The 20,336-nt window shown below is 65.7% G+C and carries 18 protein-coding genes; 7 read left to right on the top strand and 11 right to left on the bottom strand.

The window, feature by feature from the left end; all coding sequences use genetic code 11:
* The first annotated feature begins 36 nt into the window (after positions 1–36).
* Positions 37–1,689 (top strand): Ig-like domain-containing protein, encoded by a 1,653-nt coding sequence (locus tag FM104_RS03200; protein WP_087130013.1) that lies wholly within the window; start codon positions 37–39, stop codon positions 1,687–1,689.
* Between the two features lie 72 nt (positions 1,690–1,761).
* On the opposite strand, the gene FM104_RS16440 is transcribed toward FM104_RS03200, so the two are convergent.
* The 7 genes from FM104_RS16440 to FM104_RS03170 form a co-directional block, all read right to left on the bottom strand.
* Complete coding sequence (locus FM104_RS16440) at positions 1,762–1,908, bottom strand: hypothetical protein (protein ID WP_179206653.1); 147 nt, start codon at positions 1,906–1,908, stop codon at positions 1,762–1,764.
* Positions 1,905–4,229, bottom strand: coding sequence for a phosphoribosylformylglycinamidine synthase subunit PurL (gene purL / locus FM104_RS03195; protein WP_087130012.1), 2,325 nt, complete (start codon positions 4,227–4,229; stop codon positions 1,905–1,907). The genes FM104_RS16440 and purL overlap by 4 nt, the downstream gene beginning before the upstream one ends.
* 218 nt (positions 4,230–4,447) lie before the next feature.
* Positions 4,448–4,783, bottom strand: a complete 336-nt coding sequence (locus FM104_RS03190; RefSeq protein WP_087130011.1) for a DsrE family protein — start codon at positions 4,781–4,783, stop codon at positions 4,448–4,450.
* 82 nt (positions 4,784–4,865) lie between these two features.
* Positions 4,866–5,351 (bottom strand): pyridoxamine 5'-phosphate oxidase family protein, encoded by a 486-nt coding sequence (locus FM104_RS03185; protein ID WP_087130046.1) that lies wholly within the window; start codon positions 5,349–5,351, stop codon positions 4,866–4,868.
* Positions 5,352–5,495: 144 nt separating this feature from the next.
* The gene (locus tag FM104_RS03180; RefSeq protein ID WP_087130010.1) at positions 5,496–6,275 is read right to left on the bottom strand and encodes an HAD family hydrolase; all 780 of its coding nucleotides are present in this window, start codon (positions 6,273–6,275) and stop codon (positions 5,496–5,498) included.
* 6 nt (positions 6,276–6,281) lie between these two features.
* On the bottom strand, positions 6,282–6,710 hold the full coding sequence (locus FM104_RS03175) for a riboflavin kinase (protein WP_179206651.1): 429 nt from the start codon (positions 6,708–6,710) through the stop codon (positions 6,282–6,284).
* An 11-nt stretch (positions 6,711–6,721) separates the two neighbouring features.
* Positions 6,722–7,228, bottom strand: a complete 507-nt coding sequence (locus FM104_RS03170; protein ID WP_087130008.1) for a flavin reductase family protein — start codon at positions 7,226–7,228, stop codon at positions 6,722–6,724.
* Between the two features lie 158 nt (positions 7,229–7,386).
* Between FM104_RS03170 and FM104_RS03165 the strand changes: the two genes are divergently transcribed.
* Genes FM104_RS03165 through FM104_RS03145 form a run of 5 tightly spaced genes read left to right on the top strand, consistent with a single transcriptional unit; the run spans position 7,387 to position 12,435 of the window.
* Positions 7,387–8,496, top strand: a complete 1,110-nt coding sequence (locus FM104_RS03165; RefSeq protein WP_087130007.1) for an ABC transporter substrate-binding protein — start codon at positions 7,387–7,389, stop codon at positions 8,494–8,496.
* Positions 8,493–9,296, top strand: a complete 804-nt coding sequence (locus tag FM104_RS03160) for an ABC transporter ATP-binding protein (protein WP_087130006.1) — start codon at positions 8,493–8,495, stop codon at positions 9,294–9,296. Before FM104_RS03165 ends, FM104_RS03160 begins: the two co-directional genes overlap by 4 nt.
* Entirely contained in the window at positions 9,289–10,140 is an 852-nt protein-coding gene (locus tag FM104_RS03155; RefSeq protein ID WP_256971496.1) for an ABC transporter permease, read from the top strand. The genes FM104_RS03160 and FM104_RS03155 overlap by 8 nt, the downstream gene beginning before the upstream one ends.
* 37 nt (positions 10,141–10,177) lie before the next feature.
* Entirely contained in the window at positions 10,178–11,539 is a 1,362-nt protein-coding gene (locus FM104_RS03150; RefSeq protein ID WP_087130004.1) for an NtaA/DmoA family FMN-dependent monooxygenase, read from the top strand.
* Positions 11,539–12,435: a ribokinase gene (locus FM104_RS03145; RefSeq protein WP_087130003.1), complete on the top strand. Its 897-nt coding sequence runs from the start codon at positions 11,539–11,541 to the stop codon at positions 12,433–12,435. The genes FM104_RS03150 and FM104_RS03145 overlap by 1 nt, the downstream gene beginning before the upstream one ends.
* Here FM104_RS03145 and FM104_RS03140 read toward each other — a convergent pair.
* From FM104_RS03140 to FM104_RS03130, 3 genes are all read right to left on the bottom strand, one after another.
* The gene (locus tag FM104_RS03140) at positions 12,414–12,980 is read right to left on the bottom strand and encodes a PadR family transcriptional regulator (RefSeq protein WP_087130002.1); all 567 of its coding nucleotides are present in this window, start codon (positions 12,978–12,980) and stop codon (positions 12,414–12,416) included. The genes FM104_RS03145 and FM104_RS03140 overlap by 22 nt on opposite strands.
* Positions 12,981–13,033: 53 nt before the next feature.
* A complete protein-coding gene (locus FM104_RS03135) occupies positions 13,034–15,577 on the bottom strand; it encodes an excinuclease ABC subunit UvrA (protein ID WP_087130001.1) in 2,544 nt (847 codons plus the stop codon).
* A 70-nt stretch (positions 15,578–15,647) separates the two neighbouring features.
* Positions 15,648–16,301, bottom strand: coding sequence for a hypothetical protein (locus tag FM104_RS03130; RefSeq protein WP_143738238.1), 654 nt, complete (start codon positions 16,299–16,301; stop codon positions 15,648–15,650).
* A 241-nt stretch (positions 16,302–16,542) separates the two neighbouring features.
* On the opposite strand from FM104_RS03130, the gene FM104_RS03125 reads away from it, so the two are divergent.
* Positions 16,543–17,043, top strand: coding sequence for a hypothetical protein (locus FM104_RS03125; protein ID WP_143738237.1), 501 nt, complete (start codon positions 16,543–16,545; stop codon positions 17,041–17,043).
* Here FM104_RS03125 and FM104_RS03120 read toward each other — a convergent pair.
* Complete coding sequence (locus FM104_RS03120) at positions 17,024–20,320, bottom strand: AfsR/SARP family transcriptional regulator (RefSeq protein ID WP_256971495.1); 3,297 nt, start codon at positions 20,318–20,320, stop codon at positions 17,024–17,026. The genes FM104_RS03125 and FM104_RS03120 overlap by 20 nt on opposite strands.
* Positions 20,321–20,336 lie beyond the last annotated feature (16 nt).

The raw sequence follows: 20,336 nt of genomic DNA, 5'->3' as shown, positions 1-20,336 counted from the left end.
CGAACAGAGCAGAAGATCAACAAAGAGAGGAACAACGTGGTTCTCAAACGATTGAAAGCGATCGGAGTCGCGGGCGCACTCGTGTCAGCGCTATTGGTGATGGGAGGCGGTGCCGCGGCCGCGGACGAGCCGACATCCATCGAGATCAGCTCACCAAGCGGTGGCGATGTCGTCTCCGGTGAGACGCTGACGGTGACCGGCACGCATTCGAATACCTCAGAGCTCAACCTCGTCGTCGGAGCTCAGGAGCTCGTGCCGATCGAGACATCCGGCACCAGCGGAGAGTGGTCGGTCGACATCGACATCTCACAGGTGCACGGCGATCTGTCGCTCGCCGTACGGGCAAGGGACCTCACCTCGCTCTATACGACGTGGTCGGAATTCGTCAACGTCGACGTGAACAACCCCGAGGCCGCCGCGCCTGTGGTGACGATCGCGTCGCCGAAAGACGGCAAGACCCGATGGGGCGTGGCTCCCATCAAGGTCGCGGTCGACTCGGATCACGCTGTGAAGCGCGTCGAGGTGAGGGTCAACGGCGGCAAATGGAAGAAGGCGGCGCGGATCGGCCAGTCGACCTATCTTCAGCAGCACAGCAGTTTGCGGCGCGAGTTCGTCAGCATCGAAGCGCGAGCGACCGATAGCAAGGGACACACCAGCTATTCACCGACGACCTATGTCTCGATGAACGGCGCCAAGCGCCAGACGGCGGAAGTGTACGACCAGGATCGTGCGATGTGGATCTGGGAGCGGGCCTCGTACGAGGCGGTGTTCGACACGGCCGCACGCGATCGCCTGGGCGCGATGATGGATGACACGGACACGTTCGACTCCGACCCCATCAAGACCATCTACCTCGGTGTCGACAAGTACGGCGATCGTGACATGCTTCGCGACTCGCGCGACGAAGTCGCGGCTTTCGTCACCTGGGCCCGCGAGCGCGGCTACCACGTGCAGGCCACCGTGGCAGGTGGCACTCAGCCCCCGTACCTCGGAGCCCTCGAAGAGTTCGAGCACTTCGCCGTGGCGGAGTTCGAGAAGGTGCTCAACTACAACCTGGCTGTTCCTGCCGAGGCACGATTCGACGGCATCAACGTTGACATCGAACCCTACATCCTCACCGCATGGAAGCAGCCGGACAATGACCTTCCCATTCGCTGGCTGAAGACGCTCGACGGGTTGATCGACCGTCGCGACGCCTCCGGACTGCCGGTGCTGGTGGGTCCGGCGATCCCGCGCTGGCTCGACACGTCGGACTGCTGCACGTCGATCACGTGGGAGGGCGAGACCAAGCCTCTCAGTGAGCACATCCAGGACATGACCGACTACATCTCGATCATGGACTATCGCGACACCGCCGACGGTGGTGCGGGCATCATCAATCAGGCGCAGAACGAGATCGACTACGCCAACAGCATCGGCAAGCCGAACTCGGTGGTGATCGGGATCGAGACGAAGGATCTTTCCGGCACCGGCGACCCCGAGACCGTGACTTTCTGGGAAGAAGGGCGCACGTACCTCGAGTCGGAGCTCGACAAGGTCTATGACGCCTTCGAGTCAGACAGCTCATTCGGCGGAGTGGCGATGCACCACTACGACACCCTGCTGATGCTGCCTTCGGCGTGGGAGGACGAGCCGCCGTTCTATTACCCGCTGCCGGGCACCGGACCGGATGGTCCTGCAATGCCGTGACGCAGTGAACAAGAGAGGGGCTGGTGCAGTGTTTCCACTGCACCAGCCCCTCGTCGTTGGTTGCGAAGCGCGCTATCCGATCAGCAGCGTCAACACCGTCGAGCCGCCGCCGACGAGGATCATCGAGCCGATTGCGATCCACGCCACCATGCGGATGCGGCGGTTGCGGCGCTCACCGAGGTCGCCGTAGTCCTCGTCATGGGGCTTCAGATCACTCATCGCGAGACCGGCTCCGTGATGGTCGGGCCGAAGACCGCGGGCAGAGTCGCACGCGACGTCTCGCGCAGTTCGTCGACTGTTGCCGTGAAGACGTCCTGAACCTCGAGCGTAGGCTCGCGGTCGGTGACGCCGATGCGCAGCACCGGGTAGCCGCGACCCTCGCACAGACCCTGGAACTTCACGTCGTCTTCGCGGGGGACCGTGACGATGACGCGGCCGGCCGATTCGGAGAACAGAGCGGATGCGGCATCCACCCCATCGCGCTCCATGAGCTCGGTCAGCCAGACGCGGGCGCCGACGCCGAAGCGCATGACGCCTTCGGCGAGGGCCTGGCCGAGGCCGCCCTCAGACAGATCGTGCGCGGAAGAGATGAGCCACTCGTCGCGGGCCGCGCCGATGAGCCCGGCCAACCGCTTCTCGCCGGCGAGGTCGACGGCAGGCGGGCGTCCGCCGAGGTGCTGATGCACCGTCTCGGCCCAGGCAGAACCCGAGAGCTCGGTCGAGGTGACGCCGAGCAGATAGATGTTCTGCCCTTCGTCCTGCCATCCCGAGGGGATGCGGCGGGACACGTCGTCGATGATGCCCATCACGCCGACGAGCGGCGTGGGGTGGATCGGGGTGTCGCCGGTCTGGTTGTAGAACGAGACGTTGCCGCCGGTTACGGGGACGCCGAGTTCGTAGCATCCGTCTGCGAGGCCGTCGACGGTCTGGCCGAACTGCCACATGACCTCGGGGTTCTCCGGAGAGCCGAAGTTGAGGCAGTCGGTGATCGCGGTGGGGGTGGCGCCGGTGACGGCGACGTTGCGGTACGCCTCGGCCAGCGCCAACTGCGCGCCCGCGTACGGGTCGAGCTGGCAATAGCGGCCGTTGGCGTCGGTGGCGATCGCGAAGCCGAGACCCGATTCTTCATCGACGCGGATCATGCCGGCGTCATCGGGGAACGAGAGTGCCGTGTTGCCGAGCACGTAGTAGTCGTACTGGTTGGTGATCCAGCTCGTGTCGGCCAGGTTCGGGCTGCCCAGCAGCGCGAAGAACTGCTCACGCAGCACGGCCGGCTCGTTCGAGCGGGGCAGTGTCTCGGCAGCATCCGCCTGCAGTGCGTCGATCCACGTCGGATACGCGACGGGGCGATCGTAGACCGGGCCGTCGACGGCGACGGTCGACGGGTCGACGTCGACGATGCGCTCGCCCTGCCAGTCGATGATGAGGCGCCCGTCGCCGGTGACCTCGCCGAGCACGCTGGTCTCGACGTCCCACTTCGCAACGACCTCGAGGAACGCGTCGAGCTTCTCCGGCGCGACGATCGCCATCATCCGCTCCTGCGACTCGCTCATCAGAATTTCTTCGGCGGTCAGCGACGGGTCGCGCAGCAACACATTGTCGAGCGACACGTGCATGCCGCTGTTGCCGTTCGCCGCCAGCTCGCTGGTCGCGCACGAAATGCCGGCGGCCCCGAGATCCTGGATGGCCTCGACGAGCTCGGCCTTGTACAGCTCGAGGCAGCACTCGATGAGCACCTTCTCGGCGAAGGGATCGCCGACCTGCACGGCGGGCCGCTTGGTGGGTCCGCCGTCGTCGAAGGAGTCGGATGCCAGGATCGACGCGCCACCGATGCCGTCGCCGCCGGTGCGGGCGCCGAACAGCACGACCTTGTTGCCGACACCTTCGGCATTGGCGAGCTTGAGGTCTTCGTGGCGGAGCACGCCGACGGCGAGGGCGTTCACGAGAGGGTTTGCCTGGTAGACGGAGTCGAAGACCGTCTCGCCGCCGATGTTGGGCAGGCCGAGGCAGTTGCCGTAGAAGCTGATGCCGGCGGTGACGCCATGCACCACGCGGGGAGTGTCGGGGTGGTCGATGGCGCCGAAGCGCAGAGCATCCATCACGGCGACGGGACGCGCGCCCATCGAGATGATGTCGCGGACGATGCCGCCGATACCCGTGGCCGCACCCTGGAAGGGCTCGATGAACGAGGGGTGGTTGTGCGACTCGGCCTTGAAGGTGACCGCCCAGCCCTCGCCGACGTCGACGACGCCCGCGTTCTGGCCCATGCCGACCATGAGGCGCTCCTTCATCTCGTCAGAGACCTTCTCGCCGAAGCGGCGCAGGTAGTTCTTCGACGACTTGTAAGAGCAGTGCTCCGACCACATCACCGAGTACATCGCCAGCTCGCCCGACGTGGGGCGACGGCCGAGGATCGTCTTGATCTGGTCGTACTCGTCGTCCTTCAACCCGAGGGCGCCGTACGGCTGCTCCTTCTCAGGAGTCGCGAGGGCGTTCTCGACTGAGTCGGGGACGTGAGTGGTGGGGGTGTTTGCGGTCACGCGCACTCCAAAGGAAGGGGCCGGCGGGGCGTGTTCAGTCTACCGGCGTCGCGGGCACGCGTCTGGCGGCCCTCATCGCCCGGTCTCGGTGAGCAACCTGTCGAGAAACCACCTCCCGCCCGAGAGACCACGTGTGGCGTGGTTTCTCGCGCAGGAAATGGTTTCTCGGTGGATGCGCGGGACGAACCAGTAGCGCCAAGGAAGCCAGCGCGCGGGCCTCAGATGCGGATGTATGCGGCGCCGGAGAGTTGACCTTCGCTGAGCGCGGCGATGGCGGATGCTGTCGTGCCGACCCCGTCTTGCAGGGCAGCGGGCGCGATGTCATGCACCTGCATGCCGACCTCGCAGGCCTCGAGTGTGGCGGTCTCGGGCAGGTGTTCGATGTCGAGCGGCGCGGCATCCGTCGTGAGTCCGGCCAGCGCAGCGCCGTTCACGATGATGCGGATGCTGTAGGCCGGCCGAGCCTTGTGCAGCGTGCGTGCGGAAAGGATCGCGCGGGCGACGTCTTCGGGGCGATCGGTGACGTGCAGCATCACGATGTTCGGGGCGTTCATGGCATCCTCCGGGAATCGATTGGGTTCAGTCTGTCAGCGAACGACGAAGCCCCCGGAGATCACCGGGGGCTTCGTCAAAGAGTCACAGTTCCACGGTGCCGCTCTCGCCGCCGTCGTAGCGCTCGCCGGTGACCTTCGACTTCACGAGGCTGAACACGGTGGCGATCTTTCCGCCAGGCGTGTCCCAGTACTCGGCCGAGTCGGCGGTGAACTTCAGCACTCCGACGTCGGGGTCGTCGGGCCCGTTGGGGAACCACGCGTCGACCATCGGATTCCACAGCTGCTCGATCTTGCTGCGATCGTCGACGAGCTGTGCGGTTCCAGAAAGCGAGACCCACGAGTCGTTCGAACTCAGCGAGACGCATGCCTCGTGGTGGGCGGCGATCTCGGCGACGGGCGACGAGCTCTTCGGCACCAGGAACCAGAGGTCACCGTCGAACTCGGTCTCCTGCACGGTCAGCGGACGCGAGACCAGCTTGCCCTCGGCGTGCCGGGTCGTGAACATCGCGAAGCGGAAATCCTTGATCAGGTCAGCAACCTTCTGGCGGTCGTCTGTGGTGTCAGCCATCATGCGTTCCTTCCCGTCGCCCGCGGACTGCGCGCGACATCTAAAGGCGACGATGCCGTGTGCGTGCTGATAGAGGGAGGGGGTTGCGGCGTCGGTGGAGAGTGTGCCATCACGGGGCCGAGTGCACATCTCTCTCGGCCTGCCTCAGCGCACGAGGCGATCAAGAGTCCGGGCGACGCCCTCTTCAGCGCATGATGGCACGATTTCGTGGGCGACGGCGCGGACGCTCTCGTGTGCGTCGGCGACTGCGAACGCTGTTCCGGCCCACGTGAGCATGGCGATGTCGTTGGGCATGTCGCCGAAGGCGACAACGTCCTTGGTTGAGACGTTCAGGCCACGGCAGAGTTCGGCCAGAGCGCTGGCCTTGGTGACACCGCGAGCGCTGATCTCAGCGAGCCCGCTGACCGACCACGTGAGGGTCGCTCGATGGCCGACCGCTTCCGTCATCTGGCTGTGGAAGTCTGCTGATTCCAAGTTCGGGTGCCTCACGAGCAGCTTGGCGGCTGGTGCATCCCAGATATCTCGCAGCGGCGCTCTGGGAACGTCGTGGCCCTGTGGGGGCAAAGCCGGATAGCGCTGATCTAGTCGGATCCCGTCGACGCATTCGATTGCGAATTGTGCGCCGGGAACCAACTGCGAGATGCGATCGCACAGGGCGAGTCCTTCTGTGGGCTCTATGCCTGACAAGTGCACGACTTTGCGCTCGGGCACACTGAATGTGATCGCGCCGTTAGAGGCGATGGCTAAGCCATGCGTTCCCACATGCGGCCAGAGTCCGTCCATCCAGCGCAGCGGCCGGCCCGTGACGAACACGACAGGCACACCTTGTCGATCGAGACGCCGGAGGACGCGGGCGGTGAACGCTGGCACCTCGGTAGCGGCGTTCGGTATCAGCGTGCCATCCAGGTCGGTCGCGATGAGCATCGGGAACTATTCGAGTCCGGGCTCGACGCAGTCGCCAGCACTTTCGGCGCATGGTGTCGGAGGGGGCGAAGCCGACAGCATCCGACGGGAGATCAGCAGGTCGGCGGCCGTGCCCTCGATAAGCCCGGCGACGTCGCCGAAAGCCCGCATCTCACGGATCAGACCGACCAGGACGATCGTCGCCATTGCGCCGTAGAGGTCTCCGCTGAAGTCGTGGATATGGCACTCGACCCGGGTGTCGGTGACGTCGTCGAAGGTCGGATTGTCGCCGATGCTGACTGTCGCCTCCCGCCACGAGGATTCAGCTGCGAGCCGCACCCAGGCGGCGTAGACGCCGTCCGGACAGGAAAGTTCGGAGACCTGGAGATTGGCCGTCGGAAACCCGAGTCCGTGGCCGCGTCCGTCGCCGTGTACGACGGTGCCTGTGATCCTCAACGCCTGCACCCCTACGCCACAATCGAGCGATAGCGGCTCTGATGGAAGACGAGTGGTTCGATGTCGTCGAAGTGCTGTACATCATCGATGGCGAGCAGGACGATGGTGTGGTCGCCTGCTGCGACGAGCTTCTCGAAGTGGCAGGTCAGCCACAGCGCGGCATCCTCGAGGTGCACGGCACCGGAATCCTGAGCCACCCAGCGGACGCCGTCGAACCTGTCACCATCTCGCGAGGAAAGACTGCGGCTCGCCTGCTCCTGGCCGTGCCCGAGCACACTCAAGCCGACGGACGACGCTGCCGCGAGCTTCGTCCAAGTCCGCGAGGTATTCGCGACGCTGATCGCTACCAGTGCGGGCTCGAGTGAGATTGAAGTGAACGAGTTCACGGCCATGCCGATCGGCTCAGTTTCATCGTCCCGCAACGCACACACAGCGACGACTCCGGTCGGGAACGAAGAGAAGGCGCGGCGCAGTCGCAGGTCCATCGGGCCCGGGGACGGGGGGTTCTCAATCGACATCGATTCTCCTGGTGACTAGTCAAACTTGTCTAATAACGCTAGCACGGCTGAGGGTTGCACGCCGATAGTCGGAGACGATTCGAAATTGATTCTTGCCCAAGCATTCAAACTTGACTAGAGTCATCTCGACCAGCCCTCAATGACGAAAGGCAAGCGCTTTGAACAACCTCAAGAACCGAGGACGACAGGCTGTCGTCCTGACCGGGGTCCTTCTCGGAGCGTTCGCGCTCGCGGCTTGCGGAGGCACCCCTGCTGATGACGGCGCGGGCAGCGCTGACGGTCTGATCGACAAGGCAGCGTGTGAACGCAATGCCGATGCCGGTACCCTCACCTACATCTCCGGCTACGGCTACTCCGCCAGCGCTGGCCAGCTCGACGTGTTCATCGCAGATGAACTCGGATACTTCGACGACCTGTGCCTGGACGTGGAGATCAATGCTGCCGGTGGCAACGGACAGCAGCTCGTGTCGTCCGGCAAAGCACAATTCACGGAGCTGGGCTCCGCCGAGGACGTGCTGATGGCAGCGGCGAACAGCCGCAACATCACCGCAGTGGCGACCTATGGCACGACATCGCCGTTCTGCATCTTCGCTAACGAGCGCATCAAGTCCCTCAAAGACCTTGAAGGCGGCACGCTCGGATATTTCATCAACCTCACTCCGGTTGCCGGCGCGATGCTGGATGCTGCTGGTGCCGATGAATCCGAGATCGACATGATCAAGATGACCAATTATGACCCGACAGTCGTTCTGCGCGGACAAGTGGATGCGGTTGTCGGCTACGCGTCGAACCAGTGCGCGACGCTGGACGCAATGGGAGACGCGTACTCCAAGTTCTTGCCCGCGGACTTCGACATCGACGGCACGTACAACGTCATGGAGGTCAACTCAGAATTCCTGAAGGCTCACCCGGAAGCAGTGTCCGATTTCATGCGTGCAAGCCTGAAGGCGCTCGCGCACTGCCTCGAGGATGAAGCCGACTGCATCGATCGCATCACCGAGCTCGCCGAGAAGAACGGCCAGGGCAAGGCTTTCCCCCGCGAGCAGCAGGAGCGCACATGGGCAGTTGAGTCCCAGTGGGTGCGCGACAGCACGGTCGGTGCGCCCGGAATGCAGAACGCTGAGCAGTGGCAGCATGCCGCTGGCCTTGTGAAGGAGTTCGGCACGGCCAAGACGGTCCCGGCGATCGAGGACGTCATCAATACTGAAATCGTTGCGTCGCTGTACGACTCGAGCGGTGAGCTGATCTGGCCGGGTGCATCGAAATGACGGCGGACACGATCGGCGAGGGCGTGCAGATCTCGCACCTCGTCAAGAAGTTCGGTCTTCCCGGTCAGGAGATGCTCGCGCTCGACGACGTGAGCCTGAACGTCGCGCCCGGTGAGTTCGTATCGGTGATCGGGCCGAGCGGATGCGGCAAATCGACCCTGCTCAAGGTCGTCGCCGGGCTCTTGGATGCTGATGGCGGTTCTGTGCAGATCGGAACCGACAGCGTGCGCGTGGCGACCAAGCGCAAGTCGATCGGGCTCGTCCCTCAGGCGCCGGCACTGCTGCCCTGGCGTACCGTGCGCGAGAACGTGAAGCTTCCGGTGCGCATCAACCCGCGCGGGAATCGCGGGCGGGTGCTGCGGGAGCCGGATGAGCTGCTGAGATCGTTCGGGCTCGGACACGCACTCGACAAGTATCCGAAGCAGCTGTCGGGTGGAATGCAGCAGCGAGTCGCAATCGCGCGCGCCTTTGCTTTCGACCCGAGCATCCTGCTGATGGATGAGCCGTTCTCGGCGCTGGACGAGATCAATCGCGACCAGCAGCGCATGGGACTGCTCGAATTCTGGCAGTCCAACCGCAAGTCGGTGATGTTCGTCACGCACTCTGTGCCTGAGGCGATCGTCCTCTCGGATCGCATCGTGCTGATGGCCGCACGCCCAGGACGCATCGCCGAGATCATCGATGTCGATCTGCCGCGCCCCCGTCACGAGGACGCGTACGCGAGTGACGCCTTCCGGGATCTCGAGGCCTATGTGCGGCTCCGGTTGGCCGCAGTAATGGAGGAGGACGCGCATGTCTAGCACCATGGATGTCTCGGCGACACAGGCTGTCGTCGCGCAGCGAGCACACAGCGCCTATCCTCGCGGATTCGGTTTCCGCAGGTGGCTCCGGCCCAGCGTCTGGGTGCCGACGGCGATCGTCTTCGCTGCTGTCGCGTTGCTCTGGGAGCTTGTTGCTCTCACGAACCCGTACATCCTGCCGTCGCTGGGCGCCGTCGTCGTGACATTGCTGGAGGACCCGGCGATGTACTGGCAGAACTTCTTCATCACTCTGCAGGAGGTGGCGGTCGGAGCCGGAGCGGCGATCGTCCTCGGATACGGCATCGCTGTTGTCATGAGCGAATTCGAGATCGTCGAGCGGGCTCTGATGCCGCTCATCGTGCTCGTCATGGTTACCCCGGTGATCGCGATCGCACCGGCGCTGGTCGTCGCTTTCGGGTTCGGGATGCTGCCGAAGTACATCATCACCGGCATCGTCGTGTTCTTCCCCGTGCTGGTCAATTCGCTGGCCGGACTTCGGAGTGTCGACCCGCGGGCGCGTGACGTCTTCCGCACGCTTCATGCGTCGCGCTGGGAGATCTTCCGCGACCTGCGGTTCCCCGGTTCGATGCCCTACTTCTTTGCAGGGCTTCGCATCAGCCTTCCCCTGGCCGTAGTCGGTGCAGCGGTCGCCGAGTTCGTCGCCGCCGGTACCGCTGCCGGGCTGGGCTCTCTGGTCACCACATCCGCTGCGCAGGCGAACCTCGAAGTCACCTGGGCCAGCATCTTCATGCTCTGCCTGATGGGCGTCCTCCTGATCAGCGTCCTCGCCATCGTGCGCAAACGGGTGCTGTGGTGGAGCGACGGCGAGCCGACCGCGCAGTGAGCAGCATTCGAGACATGAGTAGTGAAAGGAAGAAACAGTGAAGAAACTGCATTTCGGTCTGTTCGAGAACGCCCAGGCCAACGACACCGGTCGCGCCACCTGGCGGCACCCCGACAATCAGCGCGACCAGTACGACACCTTGGAGTACTGGCTGAAGATCGCGAAGATCTGCGAAGAGGGCGGACTGGACTTCCTGTTCCTCGCCGACGCCTGGGGCTGGGCTGAGGTCAATGGCGTGCGTCCCGACGTCGCCTCCATCGAGGGGCTCGACCTGCCGCGCCTGGATCCGTTCATCGTGGCATCCGCGATTCTGGCGCACACGGAGAAGCTCGGTGTCGTCATGACCGGGTCCACGCTGCTCGAGCAGCCATATGCTTTCGCCCGGCGGATGGCGACGCTTGACCAGCTCTCGAAGGGACGCGTCGGCTGGAACATCGTCACCACTGGCACTGCCGACACCGCTGTGAAGGCATTCGGCGTGCCGATGGTCGCGCACGATGAGCGGTACGCGATGGCCGACGACTTCGTGCAATTGGTCTACAAGCTCTGGGAAGGCGCCTGGGAGCCGGACGCACTGACCAAGGACAAACAGGGTGCCTTCGCCAATCCGACCAAGGTGCACGCGATCTCCCACGAGGGGCCCTATTTCCGCAGCGAGGGTTACGGCAACTCCGCATACTCGCCGCAGGGCACGCCGGTGCTCTTCCAAGCCGGCTCTTCTCCGGCGGGCCGGGCATTCGGTGGCAAGCACGGCGAGTGCATGTTCGTCGGCGGCGGCAGCGTCGAGCAGCTCGCTCAGCACAGTCGGGCGATCAGAGCGGCGGCGGTGGAATCCGGACGGGATGCGGGGTCCGTGCGCGTCATGGCGGAATTCCGCTGCATCATCGGTGAGACCGAGGAGGACGCACAGCGCCTCTACCAGGAGGTGCTGGACTCGCAGACGCCTGAGGTCACGGTGGCATCGTACGCGTGGTTCACCGGGCTCGATCTGTCGGCGTACGATCCGGCGACTCCGATGACTGATCTGCACACCGAGCTGTCGCAGTCGCAGGTGTCGCGATTCGCCGGCATGACCGTGGGAGATGTGCTCAAGGACTGGCACGAGCACGGCGCGGGTTCGAAGGCGTTCGTCGGCACCGCTGAGCAGGTCGCCGACCGCATCATCGAACTCGCCGAAGGCGCAGACCTGGACGGCTTCCTTCTCGCTCCGGTGATCCAGCCCGGCTCGACGATCGACTTCGTCGAGAAGGTGCTGCCGATCCTGCGCGAGCGCGGCGCGCTCGGCGAGAGCCGTGGCGCGACTTTGCGTGAGCGACTGGTCGAATCGGACGAAGCGACCATCACCGGAGACCACCCAGCTGTTTCGTACCGCGCGCAGGCCCCCGCGATCGCGGTCTGATGAACGTCGGACCCGTCTGCGTCGTCGGAAGCATCAACGCAGACCGCTACGCCGGTCTCGCCCGGCTGCCCCAGCCGGGCGAGACCGTCCTCGGCGCCGGCCTCGGGATGTACCCCGGGGGCAAAGGCCTGAATCAGGCGATCTCGGCTGCCCGGTGCGGCGCCGAGGTGCGCATGTGCGGAGCGGTCGGCTCAGACCCCGATGCCGCGATGCTGCGAGAGGCGATGCGGGCCAGCGGAATCGACTGCGACTATGTCGTCGAGGTCGACGGTGTCACCGGAGTCGCGTACGTCTTCTCGCTCCCGGGTGGCGAAAACAGCATTGTCGTCGCACAGGGTGCAAACGCGCAGCTGCGGCTGAAGGATGCTGTCGCATCCGTTCGTGGCGCACGGGTACTGCTCACTCAGTTGGAGATCCAGACGGAGGTGGCTGCAGAGTCGCTGCGCGCGGCGCGCTCATACGGGGTCACCACCGTACTCAACGCCGCGCCCGCGCACCCCGCGACCTGGGAGATGCTGCCGTTCGTCGATATCCTCATCGTCAATGAGTCTGAGGCTGCCGCGCTGGGCGGGCTCGACGCGCTCCGGTTGCACACGACGGTGGTGCAGACTCGGGGGGCGGAAGGCGTCTCGGTGTTCGGCCATGGAGACGAGCCGTTCCATGTGCCAGCATTCCCGATCGAACCGGTGGACACGACTGGTGCGGGAGATGCCTTCTGTGGTGGCTTCGCCGCTGCTCTGGCGCGCGGGGACGGCCTCCGTGCTGCGACGCTCGACGGTGCCGCAGCCGGGGCGATCGTGGCTCAGCACCGGGGTGCCCAGCCCACTGCGTTGAGCGCATCAGCCGTTCGCGACTTAGTCGCGGTTGTACCGAGTCACTCCCCGGCGAACTGGTAATCGCCTGAGCTCACCCGATCCCGCAGTGTCTGAGCCCACGTCTGCTCGGCACGCAGTCGGGCCGAGGCGAGGTCGAAGATCTCGCGCACATACTTCGGCGTCGTCTCGGACTTCAGTGTGTCCTCGACATGGAATGTGTTGGTGGTGATCAGGCCGTCGATCTTGCCGATCCGATGCTCGAGACCGGCGATCACCTCGGCTCGGGTGAGCGCGAACATGAAGGATGTCAGCGCGAGAGCGCCTCTCGTGTCGAACGTCTGCACATCCCACAGCACATCGCGCACCATGCGCAGCAATTCCACTTCCCCGGTCGATGACATCCGATATGTCGTACGTGCGGGGTAGTTGCCCTCAGAGGTCGTGCCGTCTTCTTCGATGTACCCATCGCGAACCAGCGACTTCAGTGCGTTGTAGATCGACCCTGGTCGGGTGTTCGCCCATTCATCCGCATGCCAGGTCGACAATTCCCTGCGCAGAAAATATCCGTGGACTGGCTGGAACTGATGAACCGCACCGAGCACCATCAGAGATGTATATGTGCGCATGGCTTCATGCTAGACGAGAGTAGGCGGCGGGTCGGTCTGCGGTCGTGTCGCGCTCACCGCGCCAGTCGCGCGGCCAGATACGGCGCCGTCCGGCTGCGCGGGTTCTCGGCGACAGCATCCGGGGTTCCCGCCGCGACGATCTTCCCACCGGCGTCTCCGCCCGCGGGACCGAGGTCGATCACCCAATCAGCGTCGACGACGACATCCATGTCGTGCTCGACGACGACGACCGTATCGCCGGCATCGACGAGGGCGTGCAGCTGCGTGAGCAGCCGTTGCACGTCGGCGGGGTGCAGGCCGGTCGTAGGCTCGTCGAGCAGATAGAGCGTGTGGCCGCGCCGCATCCGCTGCAGTTCGGTGGCGAGTTTGATGCGCTGCGCCTCGCCGCCCGAGAGCTCGGTGGCCGGCTGCCCGAGGCGCAGGTAGCCGAGACCCACGTCGAGCAGAGTCTTCAGGCTCCGTGAGGCTGCCGGGATTCCGCTGAGGAAGTCGGCCGCCTGCTGGACCGTCAGACCCAGCACGTCTGCGATCGACTTGCCGTCATAGGTGATCTCGAGCGTCTCGGGGTTGTAGCGGGCGCCGTGGCATGTCGGGCATCTGCCGTAGCTTCCGGGAAGGAACAGCAGCTCCACCGAGATGAACCCCTCACCGAGGCAGGTTTCGCAGCGACCGCCGGCGACATTGAACGAGAAGCGGCTGGCCGTGTACCCGCGCTCGACGGCGAGGTCGGTGCGGGCGAAGGCGGCGCGAACGGAATCGAACAGGCCGGTGTAGGTCGCGAGGTTCGATCGCGGGGTGCGGCCGATCGGCTTCTGGTCGACGCGCACCAGACGGCCGATGTGCTCCAGCCCCGCCGTGCGCCGCACGGTCAGCGCATCGGCACGAGCGTCGGGCACGGTCGCCTCGGCGACGCCCGACTCGTCCGCCGGCTCGCTATCAGCGCCCAACGACCCCTCGTCATCGGCGGTCGGATGCAGCTTCGCGCGCACGACGTCGTAGAGCACGCGGCTGACGAGCGTCGACTTGCCCGAGCCCGAGACGCCAGTCACCGCGACGAGCGCCCCGAGCGGGACGGTGACGTCGATACCGGTGAGGTTGTGCAGGCAGATGCCCTCGACGTCGATCCACTGCGTCGGCTCGCGTCGCGCACGCGCCTCGCGGCGATGGGTATGCTGCGCCGGGAACAGGTACGGCCGCGTGAGTGATGCGTCGACCGCCGCGAGGCCTTCAACCTCTCCGCTGTAGAGCACCTCGCCGCCGCCCTCGCCAGCACTGGGGCCGACATCGACGATCCAGTCGGCATGCCGCACGACATCCATGTTGTGTTCGACCACGAACACCGAGTTGCCCGACGACTTCAGCTGCTCCAAGACCTCGAGCAGCTGCTCGGCATCAGCCGGGTGCAGCCCAGCCGATGGCTCGTCGAGCACGTAGACGACGCCGAAGAGCCCCGATCGCAGCTGCGTCGCCAGGCGCAGTCGCTGCATCTCGCCAGGGGAGAGCGTCGTGGTCACGCGACCGAGACCCAAGTATCCGAGCCCGAGATCGATGAGCACGGTGATGCGGGCGAGCAGATCGGTAGTGATGGCGACCGCGACATCGGTGCGCTCGCCGGAGCGGTTCGTGGGCAGGGCTGCGGCCGGGTCGGTGAGTTCGGTGGTGGGGCGGATGACCGCCGCGAGTTCCGTCATCGGCAGCGCATTGAGCTCGGCGATGGAGCGGCCGGCGAAAGTGACGGCGAGTGCTTCGCGGCGAAGCCCGGTGCCGTGGCAGAGCGGGCACGGGCCCGAGCGCACGAACTGCAGCACCTTCTTGCGCATCATCTCGCTCTGCGAGTCGGCGAGCGTGTGGAAGACGTACTTCTTCGCACTCCAGAACTTGCCCTTGTAGGGCTTCTCGATGCGGTCGCGCAGCGGGATGATCCGCACGACAGGCTGCTCGTCGGTGAACAGCAGCCAGTCACGGTCGGCCTGCGGAAGGTCTCGCCACGGCCGGTCGATGTCGTAGCCGAGCGTGATGGTGATGTCGCGCAGGTTCTTGCCCTGCCAGGCTCCCGGCCACGCGGCGATCGCTCCGTCGCGGATGCTGAGCGACGGGTCGGGAACGAGCGATGCTTCGGTCACGTCCCGGGCGACGCCGATGCCGTGACACTGCGGGCATGCGCCGACCACCGTGTTCGGCGAGAATGCGTCGGAATCGAGTCGGGTAGTGAAACCTTCGGGATAGGTGCCGGCACGCGAGAAGAGCATGCGCAGCGAGTTCGACAGCGTCGTGACGGTGCCGACGCTCGACCGCGAACTCGGCGCACCGCGGCGCTGCTGCAGCGCGACCGCCGGCGGCAACCCGGTGATGGAGTCGACGTGCGGGTCGTGACCCTGCTGAATCAGGCGCCGCGCATATGGTGCGACCGATTCGAGATACCGACGCTGCGCTTCGGTGAAGATGGTGCCGAAGGCGAGCGACGACTTTCCCGACCCCGAAACTCCGGTGAACGCGACGATCTGATCGCGCGGCACATCGACGTCGACATCGCGCAGGTTGTTCTCGCTGGCTCCGCGCACGCGGACGAAGGCGTCGGTCCGAGGGTTCTCACGCATCGCACGAGTGTAGCCGCGCCGAGCGGGTAGCTGGCGGGAACGAGATGAGGTTGCTCCGCAGTCAACGGCCTCAGTGCTCGCGCAGCAAGACGCTGGTGGCTCCGTTGGCGTTAACCGTGAGGGTCTCTGCGGTGCAGGTGAACGTGCCAGTCGTCACGCTGAACGGTTCGTGCGGGGCTTCCACGGTGATCGCGTCTTTACCCTCCATCTGCATCGTCATCATGAGCACAGAACTGCCGACGGTCTCCGTCGTGGTGATCTGATCGCCAGTGACGACGTAGGTGGCCTGATCTTCACCGTTTCTCACCATGGTCGCCTTGGCGCCCTGTTCCTGAGTCACGGTGGTCCACTCGTCGAAAGTCGCCAAGCTCGTTCCGTCGGGGTTGTACGTCACGATCGCCCACCCGCTGACGCTGAGAGCTCTTCCACCCGCCTTCTTCAGCATCTCCTTGAACGCGTCGTTGTCGACGTACCAATTGCCGTACAGGCATTCCACGCCCGCGGGAACATCTGCGGATTCGATGTCTGTTGCTTCTTCCGCGTCGTCTTCGGCATCCGTCGGGGCGTCGGCATCGGTATCCGGTGCGTTGTCGCCATCCGATGCGGCTCCGCCATTGGCGCTCGCGGCTTGATCGATGTCGTCATCACCGCAGCCGGTCAGCGCGAAGATCATCACCAGAGAAAGAGCGGCCACTGCCCCGCGGATGCCTGCCCGGGGCCTCATGCTGCGCCCGCCATGATGACTACGAGCTGCTGCGTTGAGTGCAGGTCCATGTTCTCCCCTTGTGCAGAATGTGGCGTGCAAGATGCCACCTGCAGAAAGGCAACCAGCCGATGCTCACAAACCGCTCACGTTCGTCGCGGACGTATGCCATGTGCCGTGTACCGTGTGAGCGGTTTGTGAGCACCGAATGCTGAAATACGCGCAGAGGCAAGACATTCGCAGCGAATGGCAGGGGAAGACGATGAGCCACAGCAGAATACAGCGATCCATCCGTGTGCGCGTTGCTGGCGGCGCGCTCGCCGTCGTCATCGCGGGAGCATTGACCGGCTGCTTCGCCAACCCGCTCGATGACATCGTGAACAAGGTGTCGGAGTCGTCGGCGAAGGATGCCGCAGAACAGATCGTCGAGGGCATGACCGGTGGCGACAGCAAGATCGAGTTCGGTGAGCTGCCCGCTGACTTCCCCAAGGAGATCCCGCTCGTCTCGAACGACATCATGCAGAGCATGACGGTCGAGGAGGGGACGATGGTCGTCGTGATGGACTCCCGCGGCCTCAAGGACATCGCCGCTCAGGTGAAGTCTGATTTCGCCGACTGGGAAGAAGTCGCTTCCACCGACCTCGGACAGATGATCAGCGCGATCTATAAGAAGGGCGACCTGAACGTGACCGTCACCATCATGTCGAACGACGATGAAGAGGGCTCGATCGTGGGGTACACCGTCACTCCTGCGGAGAACTGAGCCCTTCGGCCGACCACAGCGCCATCGTCGGGGCGGCGGCGATGAGCCGCTCGGCGGCCTCACGGTGATGCGCGATGAGTTGCTCGGGAACGGAGTCATCGCCGCGTGCGAGCACCAGCCGGGTGTCGGCCGCGGTTGAGGTCATGCCGAGCGTCTCGGCGTCAGCGGCGATCGTGTCGAGCTCACTGCGGTTGTCGGATGCTGTCGCCACGGCATGCCGCACGAAGAACTCCAGCAGGCCCCCGCCGGCGATGGCCTGTGCTTCGTCGAGCACAGCCGACGCGTCGGCCAGACACTGCGACCGATCGGCGTCGTCACCGTCGCCGGCATCCGCGGCGAGTTTGCCGCCCATGACGGCCGCGGTGCGGACAGCGCAGTGTGCAAGCATCCCCGCGAAGTAGCTGTGCTGAGCGTGAAGCAGTCCTCGGGCTGACTCGATGAGTCGTCGGGCCGCGTCGCCTCGATGCCCTGCCGTCTTCTCGCCCCACGCCTCAGCCCACGCCCGCAGCATGATGACTTTGGGATCGCCGTCGGCGGCGGCGGGAACGGAATCGAATCGAGCTGCGGCTTCTTCGGACCGGCCAGAGACGGCAGCGGCGGCGCCGGTGAGCGCGAGCGCGGCAGGCAGCAGCCCGGTAGTGTCTCGCCACTGCAGGTGCGCGACCGCCGATGTCGCGATCTCTTCGGCGCGCTCCACGTCGCCCGAGAGCAGCTCCGAGAAGCCCAGCGCATATTCCCAGGCGCCGAGAGATTCCGGCGCGTGCGCTTCGGCTTCGGCAATCGCCTGGTGCAGGCGCCGACGTGCGGAGTCGAGGTCGCCCGAGTTCGACAGCGCCATGATCGACGTGAGCTCCACCATCGCTGCGCCGCCGGGAATCAGCGCGATGATCTCGTCGGGCACATCGCGCAGGCGCCGCAGGGTGTGCACGGCGTCGTCGAGTCGTCCGGTGATGACGCCGGACAGCGCGGCGGTGATCAGACCGAGCGCGGCCGCCGCGTCGCTGGCATCGCCGGGTTCCGCCGCGGCCATTCCCCGGGTGGTTCCGGCGACAGCTGCCCACCGGATGGCATCGCGTTGCAGATTGCGCATCTCATTCGCGTCGTCGACGTCGACGACGGCCCGCTCGATTCGATCGAGGGCCGCGGTGGCGTCGTGGTGGCGCAGGCCGAGGTGCTGCGCGTGTGCGAGGGCGACAGCGGTGCGTTCTGCATCCGTTGTCGTCGCGCTGGACGCGCTCTCGAAATGGGCGGTGGCGTCGTCGAGGTCGCCCAAGGCGGATGCCGCGAGGCCGGCGATGCGCTGGGCGGAGACGTTGTCGGGCGCGAGGGCGATGACGGCGGATGCTGCGCGCAGCGCGAGGCGCTCATCGAAGGCGGCGAGAGCGTGTTCTGCGAGGGCGAGTGTCGCATCGATATCGAGCGGCTCGTCACCCAGATCGAGGGCAAGCACCTGTGCTCGGCGCACCGCGGCGGGAACTCCAGACGCCAGGTCGCTGCGCAGCACGGCCAGCACTTCCCGGCAGAGGTCGTGCCACAGGGCGTCGGAGCACTGCGCGCGCAGGAACTCTCCGTCGAGTGGGTGAGTGAGTCGCAGCCAGTCGGGAGCGGAGTATTCGACGACACCGGCGCGGGCCAGCATCCGCCGCTCCAGCGTCTCCAGCGCAAACGCCGGGTATTCGCCTGCGATCGCGATCTTCGCCGCGGCTTCGAGCGCATCGCGGTCGAGGTTCGCGAACCGCTCGCCGACCAGCTGCGTCAGCCGGGGCGTCGAGGCTGGGTCGTCGCGCAGCTCCCATCCGTGGGGCGTGTCGACCAGGCGGTCCTCTTCGACGGAGGCGGTCAGGATCTCGCGCAGATGCAGCGGATTGCCTTGTGCGGCGGCGAAGATGCGTGGGCGCGACTCGGGGGTGAGCGTGCCGCCCAGTGTGTGCAGCACGAGGTCGTCGGCGTCGGCGGGAGTCAGCGGATTGACGGCGATCTCGGTGATGTCTCCGCTGTCGTAGAGCGCGCGGATGTCGTCTGGCGCCTCGGCGAGATCGGTGGTGGTGAGGATCGTCGGCATCCGCGAGTTGCGCAGCAGCTGGCTGATGACGAACAGCGAAGCGTCATCGAGCTGGTCGACGTTGTCGACGAGGAGCAGAGTCGATGCGCGGTTGCGGGTGAAGTGATCGACGAGTGCGGCCGGAGTCGTCCACTTCTCGGGCAGGATGCCGATGAAGATGCCCAGCGGCACCGCGCGGCTGAGCGGACTCGCCGTCAGCAGCGGCACCGCGTAGCGCTGCGCCTCGTAGCGGGCGCGGAGGGCGCGGAGCAGGTGGGTCTTTCCGATGCCGTCCGGCCCGGTGAGCAGCAGCGCGCGCCGATCGCGCAGAGCGGATGCCAGGGTATCGGGGTGATTGGAGGTGAGCCGCTGCACCGATGCGGCGGGTCGTTCTGCATCCGCTCTGCCGGGCGCATGCGCGACCTCGGGTGCGGCCCCCGGGGCGGTGGACGGTAGGCGCAACAGCGATACGGGCTCCTGCTCTTGGAGGATGCCGAGGTGCAGTCGACCGAGCTCGCTGCTCGGTTCGACGCCGAGGTGCTCGGTGAAGGTCATGCGTGCCCGCGAGAAGGCGTCGAGTGCGTCTTTGGTGCGCCCGTCGCAGTAGAGCGCCGTCATCAGCTGGCTCCAGTGCCGCTCGGTGAAGGGGTCTTCTTCGACGAGGGAGTGCAGCTCGGAGATGACGTCGGCGCTGCGGCCGAGCGCGAGGTCGAGGTCGATGCGGTCGGAGCGGGCGGCCGACCACAGCTGCTCGAGGCGGGCTGCTTCTGCGCGCAGGGCGGTGATGTCGAGCAGCCCGGTGAACGCCTGGCCGCGCCAGAGCTGCAGTGCGCTGCTGAAGTGCTCGGCCGCCTGCGCGAAATCGCCGTCGTTGAGTGCGGTGCTTCCCTGCTTGCAGAGCTGCTCGAAGCGCGCAGCATCCGTCTGGATGACCGATGGATCGATGCGGTAGCCGCCGTCCATCAGCTCGATCTCGATCGGCACCGCCGACCGAAGGCGCGAGATGCGGGCCTGCAGCGCGTGGGTCGGATTGTGCGGGGGCTCGTCGTCCCAGAGATCATCGATGAGCAGCTCGGCGGGCAGCGAGCGGCCGCGCGAGACGACGAGGCGAGCGAGCAGGCCGCGCTGTTTCGGGCCGCCGAGCGCGTGTTCGCGACCAGCAGTGCTGGCTTTTACGGCGCCGAGAAGCGAGACATCCAGCACGATTCCCACCCCTTCCCCGGCGTCACCGGTCACCATAGCAGTGAGGTGC

The organism is Microbacterium esteraromaticum, assembly GCF_900163815.1.
Taxonomy (GTDB): Bacteria; Actinomycetota; Actinomycetes; order Actinomycetales; family Microbacteriaceae; genus Microbacterium; species Microbacterium esteraromaticum_B.
This window is presented reverse-complemented; position numbering and strand designations above follow the sequence as displayed.

What these genes read in the sequence shown, in the direction of transcription:
- FM104_RS16440 (WP_179206653.1), bottom strand. Translation starts at nt 1,908, where the DNA reads ATGAGTGATCTGAAGCCCCATGACGAGGACTACGGCGACCTCGGTGAG.
- FM104_RS03190 (WP_087130011.1), bottom strand. Translation starts at nt 4,783, where the DNA reads ATGAACGCCCCGAACATCGTGATGCTGCACGTCACCGATCGCCCCGAA.
- FM104_RS03185 (WP_087130046.1), bottom strand. Translation starts at nt 5,351, where the DNA reads ATGGCTGACACCACAGACGACCGCCAGAAGGTTGCTGACCTGATCAAG.
- FM104_RS03180 (WP_087130010.1), bottom strand. Translation starts at nt 6,275, where the DNA reads ATGCTCATCGCGACCGACCTGGATGGCACGCTGATACCGAACGCCGCT.
- FM104_RS03170 (WP_087130008.1), bottom strand. Translation starts at nt 7,228, where the DNA reads ATGTCGATTGAGAACCCCCCGTCCCCGGGCCCGATGGACCTGCGACTG.
- FM104_RS03160 (WP_087130006.1), top strand. Translation starts at nt 8,493, where the DNA reads ATGACGGCGGACACGATCGGCGAGGGCGTGCAGATCTCGCACCTCGTC.
- FM104_RS03155 (WP_256971496.1), top strand. Translation starts at nt 9,289, where the DNA reads ATGTCTAGCACCATGGATGTCTCGGCGACACAGGCTGTCGTCGCGCAG.
- FM104_RS03145 (WP_087130003.1), top strand. Translation starts at nt 11,539, where the DNA reads ATGAACGTCGGACCCGTCTGCGTCGTCGGAAGCATCAACGCAGACCGC.
- FM104_RS03140 (WP_087130002.1), bottom strand. Translation starts at nt 12,980, where the DNA reads ATGCGCACATATACATCTCTGATGGTGCTCGGTGCGGTTCATCAGTTC.
- FM104_RS03135 (WP_087130001.1), bottom strand. Translation starts at nt 15,577, where the DNA reads ATGCGTGAGAACCCTCGGACCGACGCCTTCGTCCGCGTGCGCGGAGCC.
- FM104_RS03130 (WP_143738238.1), bottom strand. Translation starts at nt 16,301, where the DNA reads ATGAGGCCCCGGGCAGGCATCCGCGGGGCAGTGGCCGCTCTTTCTCTG.
- FM104_RS03125 (WP_143738237.1), top strand. Translation starts at nt 16,543, where the DNA reads ATGAGCCACAGCAGAATACAGCGATCCATCCGTGTGCGCGTTGCTGGC.